The 10039-nt window shown below is 53.9% G+C and carries 10 protein-coding genes; all 10 read right to left on the reverse strand.

The window, feature by feature from the left end; genetic code table 11:
- Positions 1 to 84: 84 nt before the first annotated feature.
- Positions 85 to 1047 (reverse strand): HTH-type transcriptional regulator YidZ, encoded by a 963-nt coding sequence (gene yidZ, locus NB069_RS22145; RefSeq protein ID WP_250586726.1) that lies wholly within the window; start codon positions 1045 to 1047, stop codon positions 85 to 87.
- Complete coding sequence (locus NB069_RS22150; protein ID WP_250586728.1) at positions 1016 to 2191, reverse strand: MFS transporter; 1176 nt, start codon at positions 2189 to 2191, stop codon at positions 1016 to 1018. The genes yidZ and NB069_RS22150 overlap by 32 nt, the downstream gene beginning before the upstream one ends.
- A gap of 130 nt (positions 2192 to 2321) precedes the next feature.
- The gene (gene tnaB, locus NB069_RS22155) at positions 2322 to 3578 is read right to left on the reverse strand and encodes a low affinity tryptophan permease TnaB (RefSeq protein WP_250586730.1); all 1257 of its coding nucleotides are present in this window, start codon (positions 3576 to 3578) and stop codon (positions 2322 to 2324) included.
- An 89-nt stretch (positions 3579 to 3667) separates the two neighbouring features.
- The gene (gene tnaA, locus NB069_RS22160) at positions 3668 to 5083 is read right to left on the reverse strand and encodes a tryptophanase (protein ID WP_250586732.1); all 1416 of its coding nucleotides are present in this window, start codon (positions 5081 to 5083) and stop codon (positions 3668 to 3670) included.
- A gap of 229 nt (positions 5084 to 5312) precedes the next feature.
- A complete protein-coding gene (gene tnaC / locus NB069_RS22585) occupies positions 5313 to 5390 on the reverse strand; it encodes a tryptophanase leader peptide (protein ID WP_138370951.1) in 78 nt (25 codons plus the stop codon).
- Positions 5391 to 5583: 193 nt separating this feature from the next.
- The gene (mnmE, locus tag NB069_RS22165; RefSeq protein ID WP_250586734.1) at positions 5584 to 6948 is read right to left on the reverse strand and encodes a tRNA uridine-5-carboxymethylaminomethyl(34) synthesis GTPase MnmE; all 1365 of its coding nucleotides are present in this window, start codon (positions 6946 to 6948) and stop codon (positions 5584 to 5586) included.
- A gap of 103 nt (positions 6949 to 7051) precedes the next feature.
- Positions 7052 to 8695 carry a membrane protein insertase YidC gene (gene yidC / locus NB069_RS22170; RefSeq protein ID WP_250586736.1) on the reverse strand — a complete coding sequence of 548 codons (1644 nt, stop codon included), beginning with the start codon at positions 8693 to 8695 and terminating at the stop codon, positions 7052 to 7054.
- A gap of 2 nt (positions 8696 to 8697) precedes the next feature.
- Positions 8698 to 8955, reverse strand: coding sequence for a membrane protein insertion efficiency factor YidD (gene yidD / locus NB069_RS22175; protein ID WP_072036746.1), 258 nt, complete (start codon positions 8953 to 8955; stop codon positions 8698 to 8700).
- Positions 8919 to 9278, reverse strand: a complete 360-nt coding sequence (gene rnpA, locus NB069_RS22180; protein WP_014072458.1) for a ribonuclease P protein component — start codon at positions 9276 to 9278, stop codon at positions 8919 to 8921. The genes yidD and rnpA overlap by 37 nt, the downstream gene beginning before the upstream one ends.
- Before the next feature lie 16 nt (positions 9279 to 9294).
- Entirely contained in the window at positions 9295 to 9435 is a 141-nt protein-coding gene (gene rpmH / locus NB069_RS22185; RefSeq protein WP_003849659.1) for a 50S ribosomal protein L34, read from the reverse strand.
- Between the last annotated feature and the right edge of the window lie 604 nt (positions 9436 to 10039).

Consider the following 10039-nt stretch of genomic DNA (forward strand, 5'->3'; position numbering starts at 1 on the left):
GTTAGCATCTCTTTTAATGGCTAAATGAGGGTATTGGAAGTTTTGCGGCGCAACTTTACATTTTCTTAGCCAAAAACCAGACAATTAGCGCAACGGCGAACCATACAGCGCCTTAATGGTTTCTCTTAGCCAGAGGGTTTTGGGGTTGTGACTGTTACGCTTATGCCAGATCAGGGTAAAAGGCACGGTGAGCTTTTGCGCCTGCGCTTCATCGATGGGGATGGGCAGGGTAACCAGATTACGCTGGTGGAGCTGATTATAGTGATGGCAGTAGTGCGGAGCTGTAGCAATATAGTTATGGCCTGGCTGCGCCGCCATAAACATCGACTGCTCGAATCCGGGCAAGCTCATGGCGATATTACGTGTCCGCCCCATCTCTCTCAGCACCTCATCCAGTGCCCAGGTGTCGCTACGCTCCCAGAAAATGCTGATATGCGGATAGCGCAGGAACGTCTCCAGGTTCCACGCTTCCTGAAGGGCCGGGTGATCCTCGCGCAGGTAAACGCACGGACGGTCGCTGAACAGAATTTCGTAATCCAGAAACCACGGCATCAGCTTCAGCAGTTCGCGGGAGCGGGGATGCGTTTCACGCCCGGTAAAACCGAGGTCGACCTCCCCGCGGGTAATGGCGTCCAGCGAATCGTAATCCCAGTGACGCATCTTCACCGTGGCCTGGGGGTAACGCTGATTCACCTGCTCCAGCAGAGTGTTAAAGCGGATCAGCATCAGCGGCGTTTCTGCCGCCAGCTCAAAGGTCAGGCCGCCGGGGGAGTCATGGTGGAATTTATCGAGGATCTGATTGCCAATCTGCATCCAGTCGGCGAGATCCTGCTCCAGGCTTACCGTCAGCGGCGTCGGCAGCAGCCCCAGTGGGGTCTTCACAAACAGCGGATCGTCAAACCAGTCGCGCAGCTTGGCCAGCGATTTACTCACCGCGGACGGCGTGACGTTCATCCGTTTCGCGGCTTTGGTGACGCTACGCTCCTGCAGCAAAAGCTGCAGGCATAACAACAGGTTAAGATCGAGACTGCTGAGGGGCTTCTTCATGTTGCGCTGCGGGCCGGATGACCATAAGTAGGATGATGCAGAGCATGCTACAGCCAATCAGAACCCCGATCAGCATATTCAGCGCATTCAGCCCAATTATGGCTGCCAGCCAAATCCACAGCGACGAGCCGCAGACCTGGGTGATCCCCAGCACCGAACTGGCCACGCCCGCGCGCAGCGCAAACGGGCCTAATGCCTGGCTCATCGCCACGCCAAAGCCCACCGAGAATCCAGCGCAAATCAGGGTGATACCTGCCAGCATCAGGGACGAGGAACTCGCGGTCGCCAGCAGCACGCCCGCCGCCAGGAACACTACCTGAGAGGTGAGCATCAGCGTACGCTGGCTGAAGATATTCAGCGCAAACGGCGTCGAGAACGAGACGGCCATGCTGACCAGCGCGGTTAACGCCATCACCGTGGAATATTCCCCGCGATCAAACCCCATGATTTCCATTAATAACACCGGGGAAACGTTTACATAGGTCAGGATCACCGCCACGCTCAGAGTGGTAATCAGCAGCCGGCTGATGAAGAAGCGGTTGAGCAACTTCTCTTCCGGGGGAACCGACGCGGTGTGACTCCGGTGTTGCGCCCCGGGATGGGTCTCTTTCAACACCGAGACAGACAGGATGAAAACCAGCATCCCCATCGCCGCCATCGTCCAGAAAAGGCTCTGCCATGGTAATTGCAGCATGATCAGGTAGCCCACCACAGGCGCCAGCACCGGGATAATGCAGGTGATGCCGTTCATTATAGAGAGCACTTTGGCGCGGCGCTGGGTGCTTAAGGTATCGCGCAAAATGGCAAACGCCACCACGTAGCAACCTCCTGCGCCGATACCCTGGATAAAGCGCCCGGCCAGGAACAGCGTGCTCTCCTGCGCCATAGAACAGAGCACCGAGGCCAGGGCAAAAATCACGGCACCGGTAATGGCGATGGGCTGTCGCCCGGCTTTGTCGGCAATCTTTCCGGCAAACACCATCGATGACGCCATACCCGCAAGGTAGGCTGAGAATGCGATATGCAGCTGCGCTTCGCTGGCGCCCAGATCGCGGGCGATGTGCGGCAGCCCCACCAGATACATATCAATGCCTGATGGATAAAGCAGCACCAGCGCAAAACTACAAAACAGAAAACGAGCCATAAAACCCCCATAAATGCAGGCAAGAAGAATAGGGGGAGAATCAGAAAGTAGCGAGTTGCCATTTGGACAAAGGTGATTTCCTCACAGGAAATCACCTCAGCACAGACCACTTGCAGAGCCTCAGGCTGGCTCAACCAAAGCGCGGCAGGAAATTGAAGATATTACCGAACCAGCAAACAATGACCGCGACGCCAAACAGGATCACCAGCGAGGGGATCATCCTGCCGCCCCAGACGGTGAACATCTTATTCGGGAATTTCTTTCGCGCTTTCAACGCCAGAACCGCAGGAATAATCACGGCCCAGATGGTCGCACACAGACCTGCGCCGCCAATGCCGTAGATGAACCCGTTCGGGAAGATCAGGTACAGAATCAAAGGGGGCAGGAAGGTCAGCATGATCGTTTTCAGACGACCGGAGGGCGAATTGTCGAGCTTAAAGAGGTCGGCAAGATAGTCGAACAACCCCAGTGTGACGCCAAAGAAGGAGCTGGCCACGGCTAAATTGGAGAAAACCAGTAAGCAAAATTCGATAACCCCGTGCTGCCGGGTGCCGAGGAAAGATTTCACCAAAGAATCGACATTGCCCCCAGACGAGATGATCGCATTGAAGCTGTCGCGGGTAATATTTCCCATGGTGCAATACAGCCAGAACAGATAGATAAACAGCGCCAGCAGGGAGCCAAACACCAGGCTTTTGATCAGCTTATCTTTCCGCTTTCCGTAGCAGATGATGAGGCTGGGAATGTTGCCATGAAAACCAAAGGATGCCAGACAGACGGGCAGGGCCATGAAGATATAGGGGAAGTAGGTGGCATGGCTGGTGGATGTGACGTTGATATCTCTTAATATGGCGTAATCAACCTGAAAGAAGAATGAGCCAAATACAACGATAAAGGCGATGATCTTAATGCCTAAAAACAGCGAGGTAATTCTGCTGGCGGCTAATGAGCTAAACCACAACACGGCCGCGACGAAGAGGGCCGTACTCACACCCACGATACGGGGGTTCACGTGCGTCCCCTGATTCATGGCGATGGTTTCACTGATTATTGCGCCGTTGGCGGAGATATAGGCATACGTCAGGATATAAAGCACAAAGGCGACCGTGAAACCACTCACGATATTCCATTTATTGCCAAGCAGATCTTTTGTAACCGTATTAAAACTTGAACCGACAGGATAATTTAAATTAGCTTCCAGTAATAGCAGCCCGGAGTGAAGCATCGAAAACCAGGCAATAATTAAAATAAACGCGCCCCAAAAAAACCATGCCCCTGCCAAATCTACGGGTAAAGCAAACATCCCCCCGCCAATAACTGTACCTGCTATAACCATGACACCCCATACCGAGGAGTGTTTAGTTTCTAACTCTAAACTTTGTTCCATGGTGCCCCCATCACTGTGGCAAGCCTGACGTTGTTGATATCGTTATTTTTTGGGTGGCTAACACTATTTAGCCACCCGGGGAGTGAAGGTTAAACTTCTTTGAGTTTTGCAGTGAAGTGGCGTAATACTTTCGGTTCGTAGGTAAAGGTCAATCCTTTAATATTCATCGCATTTTCTTTAACGTGCTTAAAGGCTTCGATGATGAAATCCATATGGGATTGCGTATAGGTTGCGCGTGGTATGGTTAAACGCAGTAATTCTGCCGGGCAGGGTAACTGTTTGCCAGTTTTCGGATCGCGGCCTAACAGGAACGAACCGATTTCAACTGCGCGAATTCCCGCGACTTTATAGAGCTCACAGGCCAGCGCCTGCGCCGGGAACTGCTCTGCAGGAATATGGGTTAACAGCTTGCCCGCATCCACAAAGGCAGCATGGCCGCCCGCCTGCTGGCAAACCACGCCGATGGCTTCCAGGCCGTCGACCAGGTATTGCACCTGATTAATCCGGTATGCCAGCCAGTCCTGGCCCATGCCGTCATGCAGGCCGACGGCCAGACGTTCCATGGCGCCCCCTTCAAGGCCGCCATACGTCGGGAAGCCTTCCTGGACGACGCACAAGGTTCTGCACTCGGTGTAGACGTCGAAGTAGTCGTCGTTCTTGATGCACAGCAGCCCACCCATCGGCACCATGGCATCTTTTTTCGCCGACATGGCCAGCATGTCCGCGTACTTGTACGTTTCGCGGGTAATCTCTGCAATGCTCCAGTCTTTATATTCCGCCTCACGTTTTTGGATGAAGTACGCGTTTTCCGCAAAGCGCGCGGAATCCATAACCACCGGGATATCGTATTTTCTGGCAATCGCATACATCGCCTTCAGGTTCGCCAGTGACACCGGTTGCCCACCGGCTGAGTTGCTGGTGATGGTCGCGACAATATAAGGCACATTGCTCGCACCCACTTCCTCGATGCCGTTTTCCAGCCCCTGCAGGTCAAAGTTGCCTTTAAAATCGTAACGGACGCCGGTATCAAACGCTTCCTTGATATAGACGTTACGCACGGTGCAGCCATTTATCTGGCTGTGACCCTGGGTGGTATCAAAGAAGTAGTTAGAGAAGGCGACCATTTTCGTGCGATCTAAGCCCTTTTCCTGTTCGCGTTTTTTAATTAAGACAGGAATATAGATCTGCTCTGCGCCGCGCCCCTGGTGGGTGGGGATGGTATAGTGATAGCCGAAAATCTCCTTCACGGCGTTGGACAGGGCATAGTAGCTACGGCTTCCACTATAGGCTTCGTCGCCGCGCAGCATGGCGGCCTGCATATTCTGGGTGACTGCGCCGGTGCCGCTGTCGGTCAGTAAATCAATAAACACGTCTTCGCTATCCAGCAGGAAGGGGTTCATACCTGATTGAATAATCGCGTTTTCGCGATGCTCCCTCGTGGTGCGCTTAACCGGCTCAATAACTCTGATGCGAAATGGCTCTGGTAAATGTTTGAAGTTTTCCATTATATAACTCCTGTTTTTATCGCAGCGGTGCTGGGGGTTATTTTAAATAACCCTGAATAACGGTAAGCCTGAGCCAGTTATATCCCCACGCCGCCGGGAGATTAATTCTCACCAACAGAGGCGTGCAGAGACACTATTGCGTTTTTATCAGCGCAATGATTTCAGGCATACCGGATAAACAGACTATTCGTCTGTTCAGGTTGCAGAGAGAAAAAGAGGCGAAGGGAGATTAAGGATGGTGATTGACAATTTTATTGTCAATATTGAACCACTTAGACGTGATGTATGTATTTAAGATAATCGTCATTGATTTATCCTCATTAGACACGCTACTACACTATTCCAATGAAAATATTTGTCTATGTACAGAGATATTAATTGTGATTGTAATCACAGAGAATATAGCCGATATATTAAGTATTTATTCAGGCAATATAAAAAAGAAAAAGCCGCAATAACAGGGATGTTATGCGGCTTTTTAACAGATGGCTGAATCGGACTTATTTCCCGATACAGAAGCTGGAGAAGATCCGCCCCAGCAAATCATCCGAGGTAAACTCCCCGGTGATCTCGCTTAACGCCTGCTGCGCCAGACGCAGCTCTTCCGCCAGCAGCTCTCCAGCCCAGGCGCCAAGCAGCTGTGCTTTACCCTGATCCAGATGCTGTGCCGCCTCTTCCAGCGCCTGCAGATGGCGACGACGGGCGAGGAAGCCGCCCTCCATGCTGGTATCAAAGCCCATGCTCTGCTTCAGGTGGTTGCGCAGCTCATCCACGCCCTCGCCGGTACGCGCCGACAGGCGAATCAGTGAGTGACCATTCACATCGCTGAGGCCCAGCGTTTCACCGGTTACGTCCGCTTTGTTACGCACCACGGTGATCGGCAGCTTAGCGGGCAGGCGGGCGATAAAGTCCGGCCAGATCTCTGCCGGGTCGACGGCGTCGGTGGTGGTCCCGTCCACCATAAACAGCACCCGGTCGGCCTGCTCGATCTCCTGCCAGGCGCGCTCGATACCGATCCGCTCCACTTCGTCGCTGGCATCGCGCAGGCCCGCCGTATCGATAATGTGCAGGGGCATACCGTCGATATGAATATGTTCCCGCAGCACGTCGCGGGTGGTGCCGGCAATATCGGTCACAATCGCCGCCTCACGGCCCGCCAGGGCATTCAGCAGGCTCGATTTCCCGGCATTCGGACGCCCGGCAATCACCACTTTCATCCCTTCGCGCAGCAGGCTGCCCTGACGCGCCTCGGCGCGTACCGCGTCGAGATCGCTCATCACCTCGTTAAGCTGGGCTTCGATTTTGCCGTCGGAGAGGAAGTCGATCTCCTCATCCGGGAAATCAATGGCCGCTTCCACGTAGATCCTGAGGTGAGTCAGTGCTTCCACCAGATGGTTAACGCGGGCGGAAAATGCCCCCTGGAGCGAGTTCAGCGCGGAGCGCGCGGCCTGCTCGGAACTGGCATCGATCAGGTCGGCAATCGCTTCGGCCTGCGCCAGATCCAGCTTGTCATTGAGAAACGCCCGCTCGGAGAACTCGCCCGGTTTGGCGATGCGCACACCCGGCAGGGTCAGAATGCGTTTCAGCAGCAGGTCGAGGATCACCGGCCCGCCGTGGCCCTGGAGTTCGAGCACGTCTTCTCCGGTAAAGGAGTTCGGGCCCGGGAACCACAGCGCGATACCCTGATCCAGCGCCGTACCGTCGTTATCCTTGAAGGGCAGATAGTCGGCGTAACGTGGCTTTGGCAGTTTACCCAGCACCGCTTCTGCCACCTCGCGCGCCTTCAGGCCGGAGATACGCAGAATGCCCACACCACCGCGTCCCGGTGGGGTTGCCTGGGCGACGATAGTGTCGTTATGGCTCATGGTTTGTCTCTTCTTAATGCAATAAAAAAGGCGGTCAATAGACCGCCCTGTCATCACTGTTCTTTATGCCGGGTGGCGCTTCGCTTACCCGGCCTACTGCGGATCAGGAGTTTTTCTTTTCGCGGCTATGCAGGCCACGTTTTTCCAGACCACGGTAGATCAGCTGCTGCTGAAGGATGGTCACCAGGTTGCTGACGATATAGTACAGCACCAGACCTGACGGGAACCACAGGAAGAACACGGTGAAGATGACCGGCATAAAGGTCATGATCTTCTGCTGCATCGGGTCGGTCACGGTGGTTGGCGACATCTTCTGGATGAAGAACATCGTCACGCCCATCAGGATCGGCAGGATGTAGTACGGGTCCTGTGCGGACAGGTCATGGATCCACAGTGCGAACGGCGCATGGCGCAGCTCAACGGAGCCCATCAGCATGTAGTACAGCGCAAGGAAGATTGGCATCTGGATCAGCAGCGGGAAGCAGCCACCCAGCGGGTTCACTTTCTCGGCTTTATACAGGGCCATCATCTCCTGGCTCTGACGCTGTTTGTCATCGCCCAGACGCTCACGCATTGCCTGAATCTTCGGCTGCAGCATACGCATCTTCGCCATGGAGGTGTACTGCGCTTTGGTCAGCGGGTACATGATGCCACGAACGATAAAGGTGATAACGATGATGGAGAAGCCCCAGTTACCCAGGAAGCTGTGGATCCACTTCAGCAGTTTGAACAGCGGCTGAGAGATGAACCACAACCAACCGTAGTCTACGGTCAGATCCAGGTGCGGTGCCACGGCAGCCATTTTGTCCTGGATTTCCGGGCCGACCCACAGGGTGCTGGCCAGGCTACCGGTTTGACCCGGCTGAACCAGAACCGGCTCAGACTTATAGCCGATAGCGGCAATACCGTTACCGAGGTTCGCAGTGTAGAAATTATTGGAACCGGCGTTATTCGGTACCCATGCGGTCGCGAAATACTGCTGCAGCATCGCCACCCAACCGCCTTTAGAGCTGACGTTCAGGTTTTCGTTATCGGCGATAGTGTCGAATTTGTATTTCTCGTACTTGGTATCTGGCGTGGAGTACGCCGCGCCACGGAAGGTATGCAGCGCGAAGTTGCTGCTTCCGGTGTCACGGTGAGACGGCAGATTGATGGACTGCTTCAGCTGACCGAAGGTGGAGAGCTCCAGCGGTTTCGCACCGGTGTTCTGCACGCTATAGCCCACGTTCACCGCATACTCACCGCGTTTCAGGGTGAAGGTTTTGGTGAAGGTGTTGCCGGCCGCGTCAGTGTAAGTCATCGGGATCGCGATTTCGTTCTGGCCATCAGCCATCACAAACGCATCTTTATCGACGTTATACAGCGGACGAGCGCCGTTAGCCGGGTTATCCGGGCCATCACGACCGGTCAGGCCGCTCTGTGCCTGGTAGATAAACTGCGGCGTGGTTTCCAGTAACTGGAACGGTTCGGTAGACTTCAGCTCTTTCGGGTAGGTCAAAAGCAGCGCCTGCTCAACATCACCACCACGGGTGTTGATAGTCAGCTCAAGCACATCGGTCTTAACCGTAATCAGTTTACCCTGGCCACTGGCCGGTACGCCCTGGTCGGCGGCGCTACCCGCTGCGGTGGTCGTTGTCTGCGTGACCTGCTGCTGAGGTTGAGGATTTTTATCCTGCTCCCAAGCCTGGAAGATCATGAAAGACACGAACAACAAAGCGATGATAAGAAGATTGCGTTGCGAATCCATCGTTAGTGTTCTCTGGTATCAAAAGGTCCTGGAGGGACGGGATCGTCTCCACCTGGGTGTAAAGGGTGGCATTTTAATACGCGTTTCACCGTCAACCAACTGCCTTTTATCACTCCAAACCTGCGCAATGCCTCAATTCCGTATTGCGAACAGGTCGGTCTGAAACGGCAGTGTGGCCCGAGTAGCGGACTAATCAGGCGTTGATAGACCCGGATAAGGCCGATCAGGACCCGTGAGCCAGGCGACAGTGGCGGCGCCATAATTTTTCCAACGCTTCCGAGAGAGCACGGTTATCGAGGTCGGCAACCCCTTTTTTAGCCACCACCACGAAATCCATAGAAGGCAGTTCATGTTGACGTAAACGGAAGCTTTCACGCGTCAGACGTTTAATCCGGTTGCGTTCATGCGCACGCTTAACGTTTTTCTTGGCGACAGTGAGACCGATACGGGGATGCCCCAGCGAATTTTGGCGGCCGAGGATGGTGATTTGCGGCGTGCCAGCCCGTTGTGGTTGCTGGAAGACGAAAGTGAAATGAGTGGGAGTTAACAAACGTAACTCCCTGGGAAATGCTAGCTTAACCACTCAGGGGTTAGCTTAATTACTTGGAAACGGTCAGACGTGAACGGCCTTTAGCACGACGACGTGCCAGAACCTGACGACCATTTTTAGTAGCCATACGAGCACGGAAGCCGTGAGAACGGTTGCGCTTCAGTACAGACGGTTGAAAAGTGCGTTTCATGGCGATTTCTACCTAAACTTGAATAAATTCAATGACTTTTTATGGTGTCCGAACGAATAACGAACGATGGACGCCGAAGCCATGGGTGATTAAAGAGGCCGGATTGTAATAATTGTACACTCCGGAGTCAATTCTCTTTCCTTATTTCCCGCGTCTTTCCGCACGTTTTTAGCGTGCAAATTGAGCTGCGTCAGACGCAGGAAATCGAGTCCCACGCGCCGGGTGGGGAATTATACGGGCTCCAGGGCAAATCGCAAGGATCGTCCAGGATCTTCGTTAGATCATTTAAGCAAAAAATTGCCGTTACTCATTAATTTTTCCAATATGCGGCCTAAATCGCGGGGTCGCTTCGCCAGGATCGTTTACACTTACCCGGTTTCGGATCCTCCTGTGGATAAATCGGGAAGAAACTGTGAGAAACAGAAGATCTCTGGCGCAGTTTAGGCTATGATCCGCGGTCCTGATCGCGATCCCAGGATCCAGGGCAGGCAAAAAAACCGCAGATAGCGGTTCGCACGTCCCCCTAAACGCCGGGTTCTTTCGACGTGTGTCTACAATCACGACTATTCAATAGCTTTCTTTTTATGTTCGAGTGGAGTCCGCC

This window comes from Leclercia adecarboxylata (assembly GCF_023639785.1).
Taxonomy (GTDB): Bacteria; Pseudomonadota; Gammaproteobacteria; order Enterobacterales; family Enterobacteriaceae; genus Enterobacter; species Enterobacter adecarboxylatus_D.

What these genes read in the sequence shown, in the direction of transcription:
- tnaB (WP_250586730.1), bottom strand. Translation starts at nt 3,578, where the DNA reads ATGGAACAAAGTTTAGAGTTAGAAACTAAACACTCCTCGGTATGGGGT.
- rpmH (WP_003849659.1), bottom strand. Translation starts at nt 9,435, where the DNA reads ATGAAACGCACTTTTCAACCGTCTGTACTGAAGCGCAACCGTTCTCAC.
- yidC (WP_250586736.1), bottom strand. Translation starts at nt 8,695, where the DNA reads ATGGATTCGCAACGCAATCTTCTTATCATCGCTTTGTTGTTCGTGTCT.
- yidZ (WP_250586726.1), bottom strand. Translation starts at nt 1,047, where the DNA reads ATGAAGAAGCCCCTCAGCAGTCTCGATCTTAACCTGTTGTTATGCCTG.
- tnaC (WP_138370951.1), bottom strand. Translation starts at nt 5,390, where the DNA reads ATGACGATTATCTTAAATACATACATCACGTCTAAGTGGTTCAATATT.
- tnaA (WP_250586732.1), bottom strand. Translation starts at nt 5,083, where the DNA reads ATGGAAAACTTCAAACATTTACCAGAGCCATTTCGCATCAGAGTTATT.
- mnmE (WP_250586734.1), bottom strand. Translation starts at nt 6,948, where the DNA reads ATGAGCCATAACGACACTATCGTCGCCCAGGCAACCCCACCGGGACGC.
- NB069_RS22150 (WP_250586728.1), bottom strand. Translation starts at nt 2,191, where the DNA reads ATGGCTCGTTTTCTGTTTTGTAGTTTTGCGCTGGTGCTGCTTTATCCA.
- yidD (WP_072036746.1), bottom strand. Translation starts at nt 8,955, where the DNA reads ATGGCGCCGCCACTGTCGCCTGGCTCACGGGTCCTGATCGGCCTTATC.